Source organism: Peptoniphilus hominis (ex Hitch et al. 2025) (assembly GCF_040096015.1).
Taxonomy (GTDB): Bacteria; Bacillota; Clostridia; order Tissierellales; family Peptoniphilaceae; genus Peptoniphilus_A; species Peptoniphilus_A hominis.
Genome location: NZ_JBBMFO010000012.1, coordinates 1 through 21264, shown reverse-complemented (window position 1 = coordinate 21264; position 21264 = coordinate 1). Strand labels below are relative to the sequence as shown.

Here is a 21264-nt window from a genome sequence, read left to right as displayed (position 1 = left end):
TATTATGAATACGAAAATGATGATAGCAATAGTGCAAGAAAAGTACACAGATGCAATAATAGATAGATTTTTAGACGAAGATATATATGTTACAAGACTTTCTTCTACAGGTGGTTTTTTCAAATCTGGCAACACTACACTTTTGTTGGGCTGTGAAGAAAGTGAGCTTGATAAAATTTATGGAATATTTAAAGAACTAACTGAGCCTGAAGATATTCACATAGAAAAGGGAGACTTTAAGGTTTCTGGAGCCACAATTTTTGTCGTTGACCTAGAAGAGTCTAAGAGAATTTAATGTTTTTAGAAAATAGAGAAATTATAAATAGCTTGGAAGGGGATTTAGTCAACAAGTCCTACAGCCACGCCTATCTTTTTTGTGGGTCAAGGGGCATTGGCAAATTTTCTCACGCAAAAAACTTTGCCAGGGCTATTTTAAAAGATGACAGCGAGGCCCTTAGATTTTTTAGTGGCATAGATGACTATGAAGACGCCGATCTTTATATTGTTAAAAATGAGGGCAACATAAAAAAAGAAGAGATAGAAGAAATTATTGAAAATTCTTTTTCCAAGCCCTACTCTGGCAGCCACAAAATTGTAATTATTGACGACTTCGACAAGGTTACAGTGGAGGGGCAAAATGCACTTTTGAAAACCTTGGAAGAGCCCATGGACTACTTGATTTTAATTTTAATTTCAAGTACTATGAAAAAAATTCTTCCAACAATTATTTCCAGGTGCAGGGTTTTAAAATTTTCTGATGTCACTGGAGATAGAATAGAAGATTTTTTGAAGAAGAAAAATATTACAGAAAAAAATGCAAGGCTTTTTTCTCGCCTTTCCAATGGAAATGTCAGCCTTGCCCTTAAATATTCTGAAGACCCAGAACTTTTGTCAAAGAGAGAGGACCTAATAAAGGTTCTTGATAAAATTATTAGAAATACTGAATTTATTTTTGATGAATTTACTTTTTTTAAGGACAATCGAGAAGACTTTGCAGAGATTCTAAATTTTATGCTGACTTGGTATTTGGATTTAATTTATTTGAAAACTGGCAGAGAAGAAAAAATTGTAAATACAGATAAAATTGACTTGTTAAAATTAGAAAATATAAGTGTGGATAGGGCTATAAAATCCTATGATGCAATTATAAATGCCCTTGTCCGCAGTGAAAAAAATATAAATTTTGATTTAAATGTAGAAACACTTTTAATGGAATTAGGGGGAGTTAGATGATAGAAATAGCTGGAATTAGGTTCAAGAGAACTGGCAAAATCTATTATTTTGATCCCGTTGATATAGATATAAAAATTGGAGATTATGTAATAGTGGAAACTGTGCGTGGACTTGAGTTTGGCGCAGTGGAACTTTTAAAGGAAATAGATGAAGAAAGTATTAAGGGTGAATTAAAGCCTGTTATTCGTCTTGCCAACCAAGAAGATAAAAATATCAATGTGGAAAATAGAAATAAAGCCAAGGAAGCAATTATAATTTGTGAGCAAAAGGTTGAAGAGCATGGTCTGGACATGAAATTAATTTCATGTGAATACACTTTCGACCGCTCAAAATTATTATTTTACTTCACAGCTGATGGAAGAGTTGACTTTAGAGAATTGGTAAGAGATCTTGCCTCAATTTTTAAGACAAGAATTGAGCTTAGACAAATTGGAGTTCGCGACCAAGCAAAGTTTGTTGGAGGACTAGGCTGTTGCGGCAGACCAACTTGTTGCTCCACATTTTTAAGTGAATTTTCTCCTGTGTCAATAAAAATGGCAAAGGACCAAAACCTTAGCTTAAATCCTACAAAAATTTCTGGCATCTGTGGCAGACTTATGTGCTGTTTAAAATATGAACAAGATGGCTACGAATGCATCAACAAGAAAATGCCAAGAGAAGGCGAAATTGTAAGGACAGATAGGGGCAAGGCAACAGTTGTCTCCACTTACACAATACAAGAGCTTGTAAAGGTAATGTATGAAGTGGATGACGAAAAGGAAATTGTCTATCTTGAACTTGATGAAATAAAGAGAACTCGCGAGTTTAACAAAACTTTTATAAATGAATCAAAGTCACTTAATGTTGAAGAGTACGACGAAAGTGAACTTGTAGAATTAGAGAGGGATTAGGGATAAGTTTGGGCTTATCCCCTTATTATGAAAATAAATAATTTTTTAATAAAAATATCAAACAAAATAAATAGTTTTTTCAAGAAACATTTTGGAAGGGCAAGTGGCTTTGCCTATGTAATTGTGGCGATAATGTCTTTATTTTCTGCCACATTTTTTTATTATTACATAGAAGATTTTAAGGTGCCAAAAATTTTAGCCTTTATAATTTTTGCCCTTCTATTTTTTGTTTTTTATACTCTTGCAATTTTTTTGCTTAAATTTGTTTTTCTTCTCTTAAAGAGAATTAGGACAAAAAATTTAGCCATCTACGCCCTACTCATCTATGGAATAAAATATTTTTACGACGAGTGTCTTTATTATGTGGACATAGATTATTTTGAAATAATTTTTATAGGGGCAGCTTTTATTGTCATAGTTGCCTTTGCAAAGTCCTTAATTTCCTTTGCAAAAAATAAAAAGAAAAAGGCACTGATATTTTTACTTCCGACCACAATTATCCTTGGGGCTTCAATTTATTTTATGGTCTTCCCAGGCTTTGACAGTGGAGAAATTTATGATTTAGGCGTGGAAAAAAATAAAATTGCCTCAAAGCCAGAAAAGTATGAAGTAGAAGTAATTGACTATAGGGGAAAGCCAGTGGATCTATCAGACTTTGTAAGATATAGGGGCAGGACAAAAAAAGTTAGGGACAAATTTTTCGGAAAGACCCTAAGGGAGACAGAGGTCAAGGGAAGGGTTTATGCACCAAAGGATTTAGATAGGGCTCCAGTTTTATTTGTCCTCCATGGCAACCACAGGTTTACAACAAAAAATTATTTGGGCTACGACTACCTAGGCAATTACCTTGCAAAGAGGGGTATTGCCATGGTATCAGTTGATGAAAATATGTTAAATGGATTTTTCAAGTTTGGCCTTTCAAATGAAAATGACGCCAGGGCAGTCCTCTTACTTGAAAATATAAAAAATATTTTATCAAGAAATAAGGTTAAAGATAGCGAACTTTATAACAAATTCGACCCAGAAAACATAGCTCTTTTTGGTCACTCTCGTGGTGGTGAAGCAGCAGCTATTGCCTATAATTTTAACCAGCTAAACCTTCATCCCGACGATGGAAATATTTCTCACCAATACAAGTTTAACATCAAGGGAATAATAACTGTTGCACCGACTTACGACCAATATGAGCCTTCAGACAAGAGCATAATTTTAAGAGATGTAGATTACCTCACAATTGGCGGCAGTAACGACGCCGATGTTGATGGCTTCGAGGGCATGCTCCTCTATGACAATGTAATTTTTTCTGGAGGTAGGGACAATTTTAAGGCAGCTCTTTATTTTGCCTATGGAAATCATGGCAACTTCAATTCACTTTGGGGCGACTTTGACTTAGACCCAGCAGAGGGATTTTTCCTAAATAGAAAAGAGCTACTTGATGGAGATGACCAAAGGGAAATTTTATCAATTTACAGCTTAAACTTTTTGGAAAATGCCTTTGGAAAAACTTACAACAGAGAAATTTTTAGGGAGGGACCAAGTAATTATGAAGATCTTCCAAAGACTAATTACTACTCTAGATATATGGACACAAGCTTTTATAAAATTGCAGATTTTGAAGAAGATTATGATTTGACAACAACATCAGTAGAGGGCGGAATAATAAATTTTAATGGCTTAAATGAAATTTATGAAGACAGCCACGACTATGGCGAAAGCGACTCAAATACAACAGCAGTTTTTATGAAGGCAAAAAAAGATTCAAGCTATGGAATTAGGTTGACTGAAAAAATTCCAGGTGGAAAGTTTTTACAATTTGACATGGAAAATTTAACTTATGAGGATAAAAGAGATGCAGTAAGAATAGAAATTCAAGACACTTGGGGCAATGTAGCCTCATTAAATGCATCCAAGTATAAAATTTTAAGTCCCATGACAAAGGCTTTTATCTACAAGACTGACTATCTAACTGATGATTTTGTAGACAGGTTTGTGCCACAGACAGTTTTAATTCCACTGGAAGATTTCAAAAATAAAAATAAGGACTTAAATTTAGAAGAAATAAATAAAATTGAGTTTAAGTTCATGGATAATATAGAAATCTCAATAGATAATTTAGGGATTTCAAATTAATTGTTTTAAAAATAATTTTACGGGTAACATAGAATTATGAGAAACAAAGCTCATAGCTTAGTAAATTTATAAATAAAATCACAGGAGGTTTTTTATTATGGAAAGTAAATTAATAAAGGGATTAAACGAACAATACAATTTTGAAGTATCTTCAGGATATATTTATTATTCAATGGCAAACTATGTAAAAGATAAGGGAATGGACGGATTCGCTCACTTCTTTAACAAACAAGCCGAAGAAGAATTTGTACACGCAGAAAAATTAAGACAATTTTTATTTGAAATAGATGTTAGACCAGAACTTGAAGCAATTGAAAAACCAGAAGTTGAATTTGGAACATTCACAGAAACTTTCAAGACAGCTTATGAACATGAACAAGAAGTTACAAGAAGAATTAACGATCTTTATGAACTTTCAGTAGAAGAAAAAGACCACAGAGTAACTTCACTTCTACAATGGTATGTTGACGAACAAGTTGAAGAAGAAGATAACTTCAGAGGAATTATAGAAAGACTTGAAAGAATCAACGAAAGCTGGGCTGGACTTTATATCTACGACGCAGAACTTGGCAGAAGATAAGAACTATGAAATTGAGATACCCTTTGGGGTATCTTTTTTTTATAAACTTATATTGACTTGAACCCAAGGGACAGGCTTAGACTATCAGTGGAGGTGAATTATGAAGAGAAGCGAAGTGGAAAAAATTACTGGACTTAGGCGGAAGGCAATTTTATATTATGAAGAGAAGAAACTGATATCGCCTGCCTTTGAGGAAAATAATTACAGAAATTATTCAGAAGAAGACCTTAATAGACTTATAAAAATTTCCCTTTATAGAAGACTTGGACTAAGTATAAGTGAAATTAAAAATATTTTAGATTCTAATAACAAGAAAATTGGAAAAATTTTAAGAGACCGAGACTATAAAATTGAACTAGAAAAAAATAAAAAGAATTTGCTTGAAAGAATAGTTAGGGGCGATGATTTAAAGGAAATCACTGATGAATTAAATACTTTGGAAAAGGAAGAGAGCATTTACGAGAAACTTACAAGAATTTTCCCAGGATATTTTGGTCAAGCTTTCTTTATGACTTATAAACCCTTTTTAAAAGAAAAATTAAAAGAAGATGAAGAAGAAGCCTTTAATGAATATGTAAATTTTTTGGACAGTCTTCCCGAAATTGATTTTACAGAAGAGGAAAAGAGTTATATAGAAAATTTGACTAGTGATTTTAAAAATGAAGACTTGGAAAAAATAAACAGTGAAAAAATCAAGGCGGCTTATAATTTTGAAGACTGGCTAAGGGAAAATGAAAATAATATAAAAGCCTATGAAAAATTTTTAGAAAGCCATGAGTATAAAAATAGCCCACTAAAAACGATTAAGGACAAGATAAAAAATTATATGATAAAAAATAACTATTACGAAGTGGCCTTACCACTAATTAGAAAAATGAGCCCAGCCTATGATGACTATTACAATAAACTTTTAGAAAGCAATGAAAAGTTTTTAAGACAAGTGAATTTTAAGGAAAATTAAATTTAAAAGTACATTAAACTCTATTCTTTTACTAAGAGAATGGAGTTTTTTTATTATATTTTTTTAAATAATAGAGAAGTTAATATTTATTCTCTTTAATGATATAATTATGGTAATAATATTTCGAGGTGTTATATGAAATTTAATATAAATGAAAATTTGGGAGATTTTTTTTATGACGAGCCCATGACAAACCACACTTCTTTTTGCGTAGGTGGACCGGCTAAGCTTCTCATAAAACCTAAGGACGAGGAGTCTCTCATTGAAATTTTAAAAGAAATTAAAGAAAATAATTACAATTTTTATATCCTTGGCAATTGCACAAATATTATTGTGAGGGATAGGGGCTTTGATGGAATTATTATTAAGCTTAAAAATAAATTAAATGAAGTGAAAAAAATCTCTGACACAGAAATTTATGGAGGAGCAGGTGCCAGCCTAAAGAAGATCAGCGAGTTTGCCATGGAAAATTCTCTTACTGGACTTGAGTTTGCCCACGGCATACCAGGTTCTCTTGGCGGCGGTGTTGTCATGAATGCTGGTGCCTATGATGGAGAGATGAAAAATGTCATTAAGAGCGTGAGACTTTTAGACGAAAATTATGAAGTGATAGAAGTGCCCTGCCAAGATATGAATTTTTCTTACAGACATTCTCTTGTGCAAGAGAGGGATTTAATTGTCCTTGGCGCGACTTTTTCTTTAAGTCAAGGAAATAAGGATGAAATAAGGGAAAAGTACGAGGAATTTGACCGAAGACGAGCTGAAAAGCAACCTCTCGATATGCCTTCTGCTGGCTCTACCTTTAAGAGGCCCACTGGATATTTTGCCGGCAAATTAATTGACGACTCAGGTCTTAGGGGCTTTACTCACAAGGGGGCAGGCATTAGCGAGAAACACTGCGGCTTTGTTGTAAATAAAAATAAGGCAACTGCAAGTGACGTCCTTGAAACTATTGAGATTGTGCAAAAGGTTGTCCATGACAAGTTTGGCGTAAATTTGGAGAGAGAAGTTAAAATTATTGGAGATTAATTTGGTGATTTTATGGAACTTATAATTATTACTGGAATGAGTGGATCAGGCAAGTCCTATGCCCTAGATGTTTTTGAAGACTTGGGCTATTATGCCATGGATAATCTTGCGCCAGCTCTTCTTCCAAAATTTTGTGAGATGGCACTTGATGCCAAGAGCAAAAATTTTGACAAGGTTGCCGTAGTTGTAGACTTAAGAAGTGGCGAGTTTTTCAATTCCTTTTTCTCTAGCTATGAAGATTTAAAGGGAATGAATGTAAAGACAAGACTTTTATTTCTCTACGCCGACATGGAAACTATTGTGGCAAGGTATAAGGAGCTAAGACGCCCTCACCCAATGAATTCTTCCATAGTTGAGGGCTACAAGTTTGAGGAAGAGACCCTATCTAAGGTAAAGGACAATGCTGATTTTGTCATTGACACAAGTGGACTTTCCACAAAAAATTTGAGGACCCAACTTATGGCCTTTGTCTCCTATGATGAGAAGGACAATTTTGCCATTGAAGTGACAAGTTTTGGTTACAAGAGCGGAATTTTAATGGATGCCGACCTAGTCTTTGATGTTAGATTTTTGCCAAACCCTTTTTATATCAAGGAGCTCAAAGATTTAAATGGAAAGACTGAAGAAGTCAAAAATTATGTGATGAAGTGGGATGTGACAAAGACCTTTATTGACAAAACCATTGATTTACTTGAATTTTTGATTCCCAATTATATGGCAGAGCAAAAGAGAGTTTTGACTATTGGCATTGGTTGCACTGGTGGTTTTCACAGGTCAGTGACTATTGCCGAAGAGATTGGCAGACTTCTAAAAGAAGAATACAAGTCAACTTATGTCACTCACAGAGATATGGAGAAAAATTTATGGAAAAAAAGATAGCAGTCCTTGGTGGAGGTACGGGAATCTCCACTATTTTGCGTGGGCTAAAAAATTACACAAAGGACATTTCTGCTGTGGTCTCCATGTCCGATGACGGTGGCGGCAGCGGCATCCTCAGAAAGGAATTAAATATTCTCCCACCAGGTGATGTGAGGAGATGTTTAATTGCCCTATCCAATACTGATGAAACCCTAAAGGAACTTTTGAACTACAGATTTAATTCAGGGACCTTAAAAAATCAAAATGTGGGGAATATTTTAATCGCTGCCTTAACAGATATTTTTGGGTCTTTTGACAGGGCTTTAATAGAAATGAGCAGCGTCTTTAATGTCACAGGAAAAATCATACCAGTAACCTTAGACGAAACCCATCTCGTTGCAGAATTTGCCTCCAAGGACAAGGTGGTTGGCGAGTCCTACATTCCCAAAATGTGTTATAGGTTAAATACAAGAATTGAAAAAATGAGCATGATTCCTCATTATCCAAGGGCAAATGATGATGCATTAAAGGCAATCTTAGATGCCGACATAGTTATAATTGGTCCAGGCTCCCTTTACACTTCTATTATTCCAAATTTTTTAATAGCAGGAATAAATGAAGCCCTAAGAGACACAAGGGCACATGTCATCTACATTGCCAATGCCATGACCCAAAAGGGGGAGACAAAAAATTATTCCCTTCGGGACCACTTTGATGCAATTTTAAAACACACAGATTATGAATTTATAGACGAAGTCATTGCCAACGATTTTAGGGCAAGCCATGAGGTTTATGAAAATTATTACAATAAGGATGAGTCCCTTCCAATTTTTGTAAGTCATGAAGACAGAGCTTATTTTAAGGAGAAAAAAGTAAAGCTTACAGAGGGCGAATTTATCGACATAAAGGATGGCTTCATCAGGCATGACGGCGATAAAATTGGAGCAAGTATTTTTAAAGAAGCCTTATTGTAAAAAAATTTATAAAATGATATGATTTACTTGTTAAAGGAGGATGCAATGAGGAAATATAGAAAGACAGAGCATATAGAAAATTTTCTTCGCACAACTTATGTTGGCGATACACTTTTTTCTGATATCTTTTTGTATAATGACTCTATTCCAGAAATAGATTACGACGAAATTGATACAAGCGTAAATTTTTTAAATAAAAAAGTAAACTTCCCACTTATGATTAATGCCATGACTGGTGGCAGCGATCTTTCAGAGGAAATAAATAGAGATCTTGCCAATGTGGCAAAGGAATTTGATTTGCCTATGGCTGTTGGCTCACAGGCAATTGCTCTTGAAGATGAAGATTCAAGAAAATCCTTTGAAATTGTAAGGGAAATAATTAAAGATGGCATTGTAATTTCAAACTTAAATGGATTTTCTACAGTTGAAGATGCGAAAAAAGCTGTAGAATTTTTGTCTGCCGATGCAATTCAAATCCACCTAAATCCTGCTCAAGAACTTGTGCAAGTTGAAGGCGAGAGAAACTTCTGTGGCATACTTAAAAATGTAGAAGAAATAGTAAAAAAATCTGAAGTGCCAGTTATAGTAAAAGAAGTTGGCTTTGGCATGTCACCAAAAACAGTAAAAAAACTATACGACATTGGCGTTAGATATGTTGACATATCAGGCTACGGTGGCACAAACTTTTTTGAAATAGAAAATCTTAGAGATCCAAATTCAGATATATCAGATTTATTTTCTTGGGGAATACCAACTGCCCTATCCTTAATTGAAGCAGATAGACTAAAGCTAAAAGACCTCTATATAATTTCTGCTGGGGGCGTAAAAAATTCCATGGACATAGTTAAGAGCCTAGCAGCAGGAGCATCAATGACAGCAATTAGCGGCGAAATCTTATCTTACATTGTTCACGGCGGTTATGAATACACATTAAAATACATTGAAGGACTAATCGAAAAGACTAAGATGCTAATGATGCTTTCAGGTGTCAAAAATATAGAAGAACTTAAAAAAGTTGACTACAAAGTCACTGGAAAATTAAAGGATTTATTAGGTGATTAAATGAAATTTATAAAAAAAGATGACTTTAAAGATTCAAAATGGTCAGCAGGAGTAACAACAGAAGTCTTTATTTATCCAGAAGGCGCAAGTGTTGGCGAAAAAAACTTTGATTTTAGAATTTCCACTGCAACTTGCAATGAAAAAGTTTCAAACTACACACCTTACAAGGGATTTAACAGATACATCGCCCCAATAAATAATGTCATGAATATAGAAACAGCTGGCGAAAAATTTGTCTTGGCTCCCTATGAAGTTTTATTTTTTAATGGCGATGACGAGACAAAATCATCTGGCGATGTTAGAGACTTCAATTTGATTTACAAAAAGGGACTTGACGCAATGATGTACGCCCTTAACATCAATAACTTTGAATACTTTGCAAAATCTCGCGCAGTGATTTTTAATTACGACGCTGACTTAAAAGTAGAGGGAAAAGAATTTGAAAAATTCTCAGCAGTATATCTTGAAAAAGAAAAGATTAACATAGAAGGCCTTGGCAAAATAATAATTTGCGAATTTTAATATTATTTAGAAGATGATCTCCTTACTTAAAAAGTAGGGAGTTTTTTTATTTTAAATTTTAATATAAAAATTAAAATATATTTCTTATTTCAATTGAAATAAGATGTTAAAGTGGTAAAATTTTATTAAAGAGAATATATTTTTTATATTAGCAAGAGAAAAATTTTAAAATTATCAGGAGAATATTATGATAAATAAATTTTTTTGGGCGAAGAAAGAAGAAAAGGGTGGACTTTTTAAATGGCTGCCTCTCAAACAGCATCTCGAAGATACAAAAAATGTAATTTGTTGTCTTTGGGAGCATTATTTAAGCCTTGGTCAAAAAAATTTCATCATAAATTCCTTGAGCTTTAATTCAGTAGATCTTAGTGGAGAGGAAATTGCAAAAAACCTCTCTATTTTTTTGGCTTTGACGCATGATTTACATAAGTGCTCCCCAGCCTTTCAAACTATGCCAGGCTACAATAATTCAAGGGATTTAGATGATTATTTAATAGAGAGATTGGAATCAAATGGATTTTATGACTTAAAAATTTTTGACAGAGCATCAGCTAATAAAAGTCATCACGCTCTCGGTTCAGAGTGTCTCCTTTCTTGGTATGGAGTGGGCGATGATGTGGCATCCATAGTTGGTGCTCACCATGGCAAGCCAATTGACAGCAAGAGAATAATTGACATTCAAAAATCTTCTTATGCTTCAAATTATTTCCAATACGAAGATGAGGAAAATGAAGTACATAAAAAATGGGACGAAGAGCAGAGAAAAAATTTTAAATATGCCATGGATGAAGCTGAGTTTAAAAGTATAGAAGATATTCCAAAAATTTCTCAAGAAGGAGCCTTTCTTCTTTCTGGTCTTCTAATTATGGCAGACTGGATCAGCAGTAATGAACATTATTTTCCGCTTTTTGATATAGATAGTTTTGAGCCAGAGGATAGTTACCAGCGTTTTATAGAAGGCTGGAGCAAGTGGTATAAAAACGACCCAATAATTATTAATAATTTTTCTGAAACAAGAGAAATCTTTAAAAATAGGTTTGGCTTTGACTCGCCTAATGAAATTCAAGAAAAATTTGTAGATGCAATTTCGGGTGCCAAGGAGCCAGGACTTATAATTTTGGAAGCGCCAATGGGCATTGGAAAGACAGAGGCATCTCTTGTTGCTGTAGAAGAATTAATTTACAAAACCAATAGGAGTGGGCTTTTCTTTGGACTGCCAACTCAAGCTACTTCAAATGGAATGTTTACAAGAGTGGAAGATTGGCTTGAAAGTTTGTCAAGAGACCTTGAGTCAAATGCAAGTATTAGGCTTGCCCACAGCAAGGCATCATTAAACGATAATTATACCAGTCTTGCAAAAAATGTGGATCCCGAAAATGAAGAAGGCAGCGTAATTATTAATGAGTGGTTTTCTGGAAGGAAGCAAACTGCTTTAGACGATTTTATTATTGGTACTGTGGACCAGTTTTTACTTCTTGCACTAAAACAAAAACACTTGGCACTTAGGCATCTCGGTTTTACGAAAAAAGTTGTAGTTATAGATGAGGTCCATGCCTATGATACCTACATGATGCAGTATTTAAAGGAAGCTCTTAGGTGGATGGGCGCCTATAAAGTTCCTGTAATAATTTTATCGGCAACTCTTCCTAAAAAAAGGAGACTTGAACTTGTGGAAAACTATATGAGAGGTGGCGGTCTCAAGTGGAAGGAAGTGAAAAAACCTAAAGAAGTTTTATCTACAGCATATCCATTGATTACATATACTGATGGGGACGAGATAAAATTTCAAAATAATTTTAGAAAAATAGCAAATAAAGAGATAAAAGTCATAAGAGAAGACAAGGAAAATTTATTAAATTTATTGAAACAGCTTTATGAAAAGGAAGGCGTAATTGGAGTAATTTTAAATACTGTAAAGGATGCGCAGGAACTTGCAAGAGAGTGTGAAAGATTATTTGGAAGTGATTCTGTTGAACTCTTGCACTCCAATTACATTGCAAGGCATAGGGTTGAAAGAGAAAATTTATTACTCAGCTTAGTTTCAAAAAATGCAAAGAGACCAAAGAGAAAAATTATAATAGGAACTCAAGTTATTGAACAAAGTCTTGATTTAGATTTTGATGTAATGATAAGCGACCTCTGCCCAATAGATTTACTTATACAAAGAGTTGGAAGACTGCAAAGACACGATATAGATAGGAGCCAATTTTACAAAGTCCCAATACTTTATGTCCTTGGCACAAGTGAAACTTTTGAATATGAGGAAAAGACCAAGGCTATTTATGACGAATATATTTTAATGATGAGTGATTACTTTTTGCCTGAAGTTATAAAAATTCCAGAAGATATTTCTATCTTAGTTGATAAAGTTTATGAAGGCGGAGAAGTTGACTTAGCAGATGATTTGTTAAAAATAATGGAGGATAGAGCTCTTAAAAGAAAAGTTAATATTAACAATAAGGAAGAGCGGGCAAAGACTTATAAACTTGGGAAACCGGATAGCACTGGTAAAAAAACTCTTATCGGTCTTTTGGAGACTCCAGTACCACTTGACACAGAAGAAATTGGATATGCCAGGGTAAGAGACATTGACGACACAATAGAAGTTATAGCTATGAAAAAAGTTTCTAAGGGCTATGGAACTTTTAGGGATGGCGTGGATCTTTCTATGGATATTGATAATCCAGAAACTGCAAAAATTATTGCCAGAGAAACATTAAGACTACCTCTAGTCCTAAGTAAGTTTCCCAAGGCTTTTGAAAATACAATAAAAGAGCTTGAAGCATATAACAAAAAGAATCTTGCAAGCTGGCAAAGTAAAACTTGGCTCAAGGGATCTCTTGGAATTATTTTTGATGAAGATAATAGCTTTATATTAAATGGTTATAAATTAATTTACGATAAAAAATTTGGTTTATTTTATGAAAGGGTGTGAAAATTTGGGACGATATAATTTATTGGAAGAAAGTTGGATTCCAGTTATTGAGGCGAAGAACTCGGAGAGTAAAAAAGTTTCACTTATTGAAATTTTTGAGAATGCAGAAAAATATACAGACCTTGCAACAGATACTAAGACTCAAGATTTTGCAATAACTAGACTTTTATTAGCTGTTTTGCAAACTGTATTCTCTCGCTTTGACTACCAGGGAAACCCTCACATAGGAATTGAACTTGATGAGAAATTTAGGCAAGTTCATGATGTAGATGAAGATTATATTGATGAATACACAGATAGTTTAAAAGAAACTTGGGAAAATTTATGGGAAAGTAAAAAATTTCCAAAAATAGTTTCAGATTACTTAAATGTGTGGAAGGATCACTTTTATTTTTTAGATGATAAGTATCCTTTTTACCAAGTGAGGAAGGAAGATATTGGCGAGAAAAATATTAACAAGAAAAATCCAAGTTCAATTAGTGGGAAAAACATAAATAGAATGATTTCTGAAAGTGGAAATAAGGTTGCACTCTTTTCTCCTAAGTCTGATGCAAATTCAAACAAGGAGATATTAAAAGAAGATGAAGCGCTAAGATGGCTTTTGACCTTCCAAGGCTACTCTGGACTTTCTGATAAAGTAATTTTTGGTAAAGATAAATATGATGTTCCAAATTCAAAGGGCTGGCTATTTGACATTGGTGGAATTTATTTATCTGGCAAAAATTTATTTGACACACTTCTTTTGAATTTAATTTTGCCAAATCCAGATGAAAACTTTATTGGAAAAATAGAAAGACCCTGTTGGGAATATGATAGCTCAGAAATTATTAGAAACTACTTATCTAATAAAAACCCAGATAATTTGTCAGAACTATACACAAATTGGTCAAGAGCAATCTATGTTGATCCTAAAAAAGATTTTAATGAAGCTTTTTATTTTGACATCGTTAAGATACCAGAGATAAATCATCTGGATGCATTTTTAGAAGCAATGACACTTTGGAAAATTGATGCCAGTGGACCAGATAAAGATAAATTCAAACCAAGAAAACATACTTTTGGTGAATCGCTTTGGAGGTCCTTTGGATTAATTTCAAACCTAGATGAAACAAGTGAATCAAAGACAAAAGTACCTGGAATAATTAAGTTTAACAATAATTTAAAGGAAACCATTGGCGAATATGAAATTGTCATAAAATCCATAAGTATGAAAGATGATGGCAATGCAACTTCTTGGGTACCCGTAGATGAAATTTATGACGACATGGCGATAAAGGAAATGGTACTTAGTGATACCTATAAAAATGGTTGGGTGCCTAGAATAAATGATGAGGTTGAGCTTACCAAAAAAGTTGTATCTGGAATTTTTGGATATTTTATTTCTGACCTAATGACAGTTAGAAATGACAAGAGTAAAACTTTTAAAAATCAAAAAATTGAGGAACTTTATTACAAACTCAATGATCCTTTTAAGGAATGGCTTGCAAGCATAGAGAAAAATGATGACAAAAATAAAAAGACTAGAGAGTGGAAAGATGAATTAAAATCTCTTGTAAAAAATGAAGCAAAAACTATTATTTTTGAGGCAAGTTCAAGAGATTATAGGGGCGTCGAAAAAGATGGAAAGGTTATGAATATTGCAACTTGTTACAATAAATTTATAAATATTTTAAATAAAACTATAGGATAGGAGGATAAAATGGTTAAAGAAAAGAGCAAGACCTTTAGAGTTGAATCGGTCACAAGAAATATATTAAATGAGCTTGAATCTGAAATTAACCCTAGTAATGGCAGGGCAAATTTAGCTAATATTAGAAATTCTATTAATAGACCACTAACTGAATCTATTGATCTTTTGCCTTTGCTTTTTAGATATTTACCAGAAGATTTTTTAAGTTCTGATGGAAAATTATCTCAAGAAGAAAAAGCAATAGTGACAACAATCCAGCTTTATGCACTACATCAACAAGCTGAATCAGAAAGTGTTTTATTAAGTAAAGATGCAGAAAAGTGGAAAAATTTTGGTTATTCACTAAGTTTTCTCAGAAAGGGAGAAGATTCTTTAGCAGCAGACAGAAGATTTAACACTATGATTACTTCATCAACCTTTGAAGAATTGTCACATCACATGAGACAAATGATAAAACTTTTAAAGTCAAAGACTGATGCGAAAGTTAATTATACAAAACTTTCAGGAGATTTATATAAATTTTTAACTGGATATGGAGAAGAAGTAAAATTCTCATGGGCAAGCAGATACTATTTTGTAAAAAATGAAAAAGAAGAAGGAGTAGAAGGAAATGAAAACTAAGAATTTATTTATGGATGTTAATGCAATACAAACTTTGCCACCATCAAATATAAATAGAGATGACACTGGTAGCCCTAAGACTGCTCAATATGGTGGAGTTAGGAGAGCTAGAGTTAGTTCTCAAAGTTGGAAGAGAGCAATAAGAAGTTATTTTTTGGAAAATTCTGAAGATGGCAATGTTGGAGTGAGAAGTTATAAAATTCCTGATTACATCGCATCAAAAATAAAGAAAATTGATTCAAGCAAAAATGATGAAGAAGCACTAAAGATGGCTGATGAAATCTTAAAAGATGCTGGAGTAAAAACTAAAAACTTTAAAACTACAGCCTTGTTTTTCTTGGGAAATTCTCAAGCAGAAAAATTAGCAAGAGCTGCAGTAGATGGAGTTAAGGATAAAAACTTATTAAAGGAAATGTTAAAAGATGATCCAGCTGTTGACTTGGCACTTTTTGGACGAATGGTTGCAGACGATCCATCGCTTAATGAGGATGCATCTTGTCAAGTTGCTCACGCAATATCAACTCACTCAGTAGAAACAGAATTTGATTTTTTCACAGCCGTTGATGACTTGCAAGAAGAAACAAATGCAGGAGCAGGAATGTTGGGCACAATTGAATACAATTCCTCAACCCTATATAGATACACCAATGTTGCTGTTCACGAATTTGTGAGACAACTATCCGATAAGGAAGAGACAATTAACGCCTTAAAACTTTTTGTAGAAGCTTTTGCAAAATCACTTCCTACAGGAAAAGTAAACACCTTTGCAAACACAACTATACCTTCATTTATTATGGTTACTTTGAGAGAGGATAGACCAGTAAACCTTGTAAGTGCCTTTGAAAACCCAGTAAAAGCTTACAAAAATGAAGGCTTTGTTGAAGAATCAGTAGAAAAACTTTTGAAAGAATACAAAAAATCAGAAAAATTTGTTGAAGAACCTCTTGCAACTTTTTGCCTATCACTAAATGAATTTAATAGCATTGATGGAATAAAAGTTGAAGATAATTTTAAAGCTCTATTAAAAGATTTAGAAGAAAAACTTGGAGAAATAATACCTGACGAATTGGGTGAGTAAATTGAAAAGCATTTTATTAAAATTTCAGGGACCTTTGCAAGCTTGGGGCACGGGCTCAAATTTTGAAACTAGGCATACTGACGACTATCCATCAAAGAGTGGAGTTTTAGGTATCCTTGCAGCGTCTCTTGGATACAGGCGAGATGAAGAAGAAAAATTAAAAAAATTAAATGAATTAGACTTTGGAGTGAGAATCGACCAAGCAGGAGTTCTATTAAGAGACTATCATATTGCGCAAAAATTAAAATCTAATGGCACTCTTGATAGAAATTATGTAACAAATAGATATTACCTTTCCGATGCTATATTTTTAGTAGCTTTAAGTCACAATGACGATAATTTTATAAAAGAGATTTATGAAAGCTTAAAAAAGCCTTACTTCCAAACATTCTTAGGAAAAAGATCTTGCCCAGTTACTTATGATTTTATCATGGGAATTTATGAAGAAGAAGCAATTGAACTGTTAAAAAAGACAGATTGGCAAGCAAGTAAATTTAATAGATTGACTAAGAGCAATAGACTAAAAATTTGTGGCGATTCAAAATTTATAAAAAGTTCCAGGGAAAAACTTAGAAAGGACAAGGCAATCTCTTTTTCACAAAAGGAGAGAAAGTTTGACTATAGGGGCGAATCATTCTTATACATCGAAGTAGATAGAAATGTGGGCGAAACTGAGCACGATGCCTTTGGAGCAATAGGAGGTTAATATGTATATATCACAAGTTGAAATCGACCTTAACAACAGAAGAAAAATTAGAGACCTCACTCATCTTGGAGCTTACCACAATTGGGTTGAGATGAGTTTTCCAGAGGAAATTAATGAAAATGAGCGCAGCAGGAAACTATGGAGAATTGATAGAATAGGCGATAGAACTTTTCTTTTAATAGTCTCAGAAGTAAAGCCAGATTTAAAAACCTTGGAAAAATATGGAGTAGTTAATACTGCAAAGACAAAGGATTATGAAATATTTTTAGAAAAACTAAAAGAAGGTCAGACACTTAGATTTAGAGTAGCCTTAAACCCTGTAATATCAAAAATGGATGAAAACACTAAAGGCAGAGGAAAAATATATCCCTGCTACAACATCGAAGACCAAAGAAAATTTTTATTAGACAGATCCTTAAAAAATGGATTTGAATTAAAAGACGAAGATTTTCAAATAGTTGAAAGAGCACATCCTCTTCTCAAGAAAAGAGGCATGAAACATGTAAAACTAAATAAAGTTGTCTATGAAGGTAAGCTTAAAATAAAAGACAGAGAAAAATTTATAAAGACACTTAAAGAGGGCATAGGAAGAGAAAAAGCTTATGGATTTGGAATGATGACTGTTATACCGGTGATGTAAAATGAATGAAATTGCTGGTGGGAAAAAGCCCGAACTTACAGAATTACCTCGAATCGAAGATAGAGTTAGCTTCATATATCTTGAGCACGCAAAGATAAATAGACAAGACGGAGCACTGACAGTTGTTGACAGCAGGGGAATAATAAAAATACCAGCTGCCATAATTGGGATATTGATGCTAGGACCAGGAACAGAAATAAGCCATAGAGCAGTTGAATTATTAGCTGACACAGGCACGTCTATAATTTGGGCTGGAGAAAGAGGAGTAAGACTTTACGCTAACGGAAGACCCTTGGCACATTCGACAAAATTCCTTGAAAAACAAGCAGTATTATTTTCAAACAGGAATACTAGATTATTAGTGGCAAGAAAAATGTATCAAATGCGATTTCCAGATGAAGATGTCATGAAACTCACCATGCAGCAGCTTCGAGGAAGAGAAGGAGCTAGAATAAGAAACTTATACAGAAAAGAAGCCAAACTGCACGGAGTTGAATGGACAAAAAGAGATTACGATCCAGACAATTATGAAGAGGGCACAATAGTGAACAAGGCGCTATCAGCTGCCAATGTAGCACTATATGGAGTTTGTCACAGTGTAATAGTTGCCTTAGGAATGTCGCCAGGACTTGGTTTTGTCCACACAGGTCACGATAAATCCTTTGTCTATGATGTAGCAGACCTATACAAGGCACAATACACAATACCCCTTTCCTTTAAAATAGCAGAAGAAGCATCAGAAGACGACGACATAGGAAGAATGGCTAGACAAATGCTTCGAGACAAGTGTGTGGATGGAAAGTTAATGAAAAAAATTGTGGAAGATTTGCAGTATTTAATGGAAATAAATCCAGATGATTTAGTAAATTTAGACACCATAAGTCTTTGGGATGACAAGGGAAAATTAGTAAAATATGGAGTGAATTACACAGAAGGTGATAACTAATGCCTTTCACAGTAATAACACTATCAAAAGTTCCCAATTCCCTTAGAGGAGATTTGAGCAAATGGCTGCAAGAAGTTGCTACTGGAGTATATGTTGGAAATCTCAACACCAAAGTAAGAGAAAAACTTTGGGAGAGAGTAAAAGATAACTTAAAAGATGGTGAGGCGACAATATCTTATTACCACAGGAATGAAATTGGCTATAACTTTGAAACCATAAATGGAATTAGAGAAGTAATAGATTCGGAGGGTATTCCACTGGTTCTTGTAAAAAAAGATGAAAAAGAAAGAGAAAATACCTTAAAAGAAGGATTTTCAAAAGCAGCTCAATTTAAAAAAATAAAAAATATAGAGCATAGCAAATTAAAAAAAGAAGTAGAGAAAGAAAGAGCAAAAGAATATGTAGTAATAGACATAGAAACAGACGGGCTAGACATAAATAATAATAAAATTATTGAAATAGGTGCAGTGAAAGTAGGAAAAAACAGAGAAGAATTTCACAGATTGATAAAAATTCAAGAAAAATTGCCAGAAGAAATAGTAAGGCTCACTACTATAGATGATGAAATGCTAGAAATAGAAGGAGTACCTTTAGGAAAAGCCTTAAAAGAATTTTCTGAATTTATTGGCGATAATAACCTTGTGGGATATAACGTAAACTTCGACATACAATTTTTAAACGAAGCCTTGGATAGAGAAAATTTGCCAAAAATAAAAAATAAAGTTTATGACATCATGCAATATGTAAAAAAAGAAAACTTATTTCTTAAAAATTATAAACTTAACACAGTTTTGAAAACCTATGGAATTGAGGAAGAAGTACCTCATAGAGCATTGGAAGACTCAAGATTGGAAGAAAAATTAATTTTAAAAGTGAAAAAATTAATAGACACTTTAAAATAAAAAAGGCAAAATTATGGGATCTTTTAAGTGTAGTCCCCGCGTGGGCGGGGGTGATCCTATTTTTCCCGTAGACAGCTTTATCTGGAGCAAGTAGTCCCCGCGTGGGCGGGGGTGATCCTAGTTCTAATAGTAGCACCATTTAACTTAATGAGTAGTCCCCGCGTGGGCGGGGGTGATCCTCGCCTTTTTGACCATCATCTGGATAAGCTCTTGTAGTCCCCGCGTGGGCGGGGGTGATCCTCATAAATTCACTTTCCTCTCTTAAACTACAAAGTAGTCCCCGCGTGGGCGGGGGTGATCCTATTTTGCGTTCCTAAAAACACTTCTGCACCTGGTAGTCCCCGCGTGGGCGGGGGTGATCCTTATTAAATTTAAAACAGATGACTATATACTCTGTAGTCCCCGCGTGGGCGGGGGTGATCCCAGTCTGATTAGTTCTCCCAATACCAGCTAAATGTAGTCCCCGCGTGGGCGGGGGTGATCCTGAACTCCAAGCCCTAGGGGACAAGGTCAACTAGTAGTCCCCGCGTGGGCGGGGGTGATCCTGAACTCCAAGCCCTAGGGGACAAGGTCAACTAGTAGTCCCCGCGTGGGCGGGGGTGATCCATCCCATAAGCTTTTTTTAAGCCCATAAAAGCAGTAGTCCCCGCGTGGGCGGGGGTGATCCTCTCCAGCCTTGCTAAACCTTTCCTTCATTTCTGTAGTCCCCGCGTGGGCGGGGGTGATCCCAAAGACAAGCAAAAATCCTTGCTGATGACCTAGTAGTCCCCGCGTGGGCGGGGGTGATCCCAGTCTCAATTCCACCTTGGGCACCTGCTGCAGGTAGTCCCCGCGTGGGCGGGGGTGATCCTCCTGAAAATAAAAAGGTTAGACAAGTGCCAAAGTAGTCCCCGCGTGGGCGGGGGTGATCCTGCAACACTGATAGAACTTACTGACAAGCCTAAGTAGTCCCCGCGTGGGCGGGGGTGATCCTAAGTTCCTGTAAGTATAGGTTGCCATGGAGACGTAGTCCCCGCGTGGGCGGGGGTGATCCTCTTTCCATTTCCAATAGCAGCCCTAGTAAAATGTAGTCCCCGCGTGGGCGGGGGTGATCCTGACCCAGATGGCGATGACATTAGTGTTAAAGTGTAGTCCCCGCGTGGGCGGGGGTGATCCTAGTTTGTAATGTCGTTTTAATTCCATTCCACAGTAGTCCCCGCGTGGGCGGGGGTGATCCTCTTAGGAAATGGAAGATGGACGCTTAGTATAGGTAGTCCCCGCGTGGGCGGGGGTGATCCTAATTGGGGTAGGGGAAAAAAGACCTGAATTTGGTAGTCCCCGCGTGGGCGGGGGTGATCCTCAACTGCGACATCAGTCTTTGACGGAATTAAAGTAGTCCCCGCGTGGGCGGGGGTGATCCTTGGAGATGGGTCATAGTCTACATAGTAACCAAGTAGTCCCCGCGTGGGCGGGGGTGATCCTTGGAGATGGGTCATAGTCTACATAGTAACCAAGTAGTCCCCGCGTG

19 protein-coding genes and 1 CRISPR repeat array are annotated in these 21264 nt (G+C 35.1%); all 19 genes read left to right on the top strand.

Going from position 1 to position 21264, the window contains the following annotated elements:
• The first annotated feature begins 4 nt into the window (after positions 1-4).
• The 19 genes from WMO19_RS04975 to cas2e all read left to right on the top strand — a co-directional run bounded on the left by WMO19_RS04975 (position 5) and on the right by cas2e (position 19757).
• Positions 5-295, top strand: a complete 291-nt coding sequence (locus WMO19_RS04975) for a cyclic-di-AMP receptor (protein WP_311565831.1) — start codon at positions 5-7, stop codon at positions 293-295.
• Positions 295-1233 (top strand): ATP-binding protein, encoded by a 939-nt coding sequence (locus WMO19_RS04970; protein ID WP_349170495.1) that lies wholly within the window; start codon positions 295-297, stop codon positions 1231-1233. Before WMO19_RS04975 ends, WMO19_RS04970 begins: the two co-directional genes overlap by 1 nt.
• Positions 1230-2123: a PSP1 domain-containing protein gene (locus tag WMO19_RS04965; protein WP_019124843.1), complete on the top strand. Its 894-nt coding sequence runs from the start codon at positions 1230-1232 to the stop codon at positions 2121-2123. The genes WMO19_RS04970 and WMO19_RS04965 overlap by 4 nt, the downstream gene beginning before the upstream one ends.
• Positions 2124-2150: 27 nt before the next feature.
• Entirely contained in the window at positions 2151-4253 is a 2103-nt protein-coding gene (locus tag WMO19_RS04960; protein WP_349170493.1) for an alpha/beta hydrolase family protein, read from the top strand.
• Positions 4254-4350: 97 nt separating this feature from the next.
• Complete coding sequence (locus tag WMO19_RS04955; protein ID WP_349170492.1) at positions 4351-4833, top strand: ferritin; 483 nt, start codon at positions 4351-4353, stop codon at positions 4831-4833.
• Between the two features lie 100 nt (positions 4834-4933).
• Positions 4934-5794 (top strand): MerR family transcriptional regulator, encoded by an 861-nt coding sequence (locus WMO19_RS04950; RefSeq protein WP_349170491.1) that lies wholly within the window; start codon positions 4934-4936, stop codon positions 5792-5794.
• 135 nt (positions 5795-5929) lie between these two features.
• Positions 5930-6823 carry a UDP-N-acetylmuramate dehydrogenase gene (gene murB / locus WMO19_RS04945; protein WP_332086730.1) on the top strand — a complete coding sequence of 298 codons (894 nt, stop codon included), beginning with the start codon at positions 5930-5932 and terminating at the stop codon, positions 6821-6823.
• A 12-nt stretch (positions 6824-6835) separates the two neighbouring features.
• Complete coding sequence (gene rapZ, locus WMO19_RS04940) at positions 6836-7702, top strand: RNase adapter RapZ (protein WP_349170488.1); 867 nt, start codon at positions 6836-6838, stop codon at positions 7700-7702.
• Positions 7687-8655, top strand: a complete 969-nt coding sequence (locus tag WMO19_RS04935; RefSeq protein WP_349170486.1) for a gluconeogenesis factor YvcK family protein — start codon at positions 7687-7689, stop codon at positions 8653-8655. Before rapZ ends, WMO19_RS04935 begins: the two co-directional genes overlap by 16 nt.
• A 45-nt stretch (positions 8656-8700) precedes the next feature.
• Positions 8701-9717 (top strand): type 2 isopentenyl-diphosphate Delta-isomerase, encoded by a 1017-nt coding sequence (gene fni, locus WMO19_RS04930; protein ID WP_019124836.1) that lies wholly within the window; start codon positions 8701-8703, stop codon positions 9715-9717.
• Complete coding sequence (locus tag WMO19_RS04925; RefSeq protein WP_288166661.1) at positions 9718-10239, top strand: HutD family protein; 522 nt, start codon at positions 9718-9720, stop codon at positions 10237-10239. It abuts the gene before it with no gap.
• 187 nt (positions 10240-10426) lie between these two features.
• Positions 10427-13174: a CRISPR-associated helicase Cas3' gene (cas3, locus tag WMO19_RS04920; protein WP_349170484.1), complete on the top strand. Its 2748-nt coding sequence runs from the start codon at positions 10427-10429 to the stop codon at positions 13172-13174.
• Positions 13161-14864: a type I-E CRISPR-associated protein Cse1/CasA gene (locus tag WMO19_RS04915; RefSeq protein WP_349170482.1), complete on the top strand. Its 1704-nt coding sequence runs from the start codon at positions 13161-13163 to the stop codon at positions 14862-14864. The genes cas3 and WMO19_RS04915 overlap by 14 nt, the downstream gene beginning before the upstream one ends.
• A 9-nt stretch (positions 14865-14873) precedes the next feature.
• Positions 14874-15485 carry a type I-E CRISPR-associated protein Cse2/CasB gene (casB, locus tag WMO19_RS04910; protein WP_349170480.1) on the top strand — a complete coding sequence of 204 codons (612 nt, stop codon included), beginning with the start codon at positions 14874-14876 and terminating at the stop codon, positions 15483-15485.
• The gene (gene cas7e, locus WMO19_RS04905) at positions 15475-16563 is read left to right on the top strand and encodes a type I-E CRISPR-associated protein Cas7/Cse4/CasC (protein WP_349170478.1); all 1089 of its coding nucleotides are present in this window, start codon (positions 15475-15477) and stop codon (positions 16561-16563) included. Before casB ends, cas7e begins: the two co-directional genes overlap by 11 nt.
• Positions 16556-17269: a type I-E CRISPR-associated protein Cas5/CasD gene (gene cas5e, locus WMO19_RS04900; protein WP_349170476.1), complete on the top strand. Its 714-nt coding sequence runs from the start codon at positions 16556-16558 to the stop codon at positions 17267-17269. Before cas7e ends, cas5e begins: the two co-directional genes overlap by 8 nt.
• A 1-nt stretch (position 17270) precedes the next feature.
• Entirely contained in the window at positions 17271-17909 is a 639-nt protein-coding gene (gene cas6e / locus WMO19_RS04895; protein ID WP_349170474.1) for a type I-E CRISPR-associated protein Cas6/Cse3/CasE, read from the top strand.
• Between the two features lies 1 nt (position 17910).
• Positions 17911-18855, top strand: a complete 945-nt coding sequence (gene cas1e / locus WMO19_RS04890) for a type I-E CRISPR-associated endonuclease Cas1e (RefSeq protein WP_349170473.1) — start codon at positions 17911-17913, stop codon at positions 18853-18855.
• Positions 18855-19757 (top strand): type I-E CRISPR-associated endoribonuclease Cas2e, encoded by a 903-nt coding sequence (cas2e, locus tag WMO19_RS04885; protein ID WP_349170472.1) that lies wholly within the window; start codon positions 18855-18857, stop codon positions 19755-19757. The genes cas1e and cas2e overlap by 1 nt, the downstream gene beginning before the upstream one ends.
• A 29-nt stretch (positions 19758-19786) precedes the next feature.
• Positions 19787-21218: a CRISPR direct-repeat array (repeat unit 29 nt; unit sequence GTAGTCCCCGCGTGGGCGGGGGTGATCCT).
• Positions 21219-21264 lie beyond the last annotated feature (46 nt).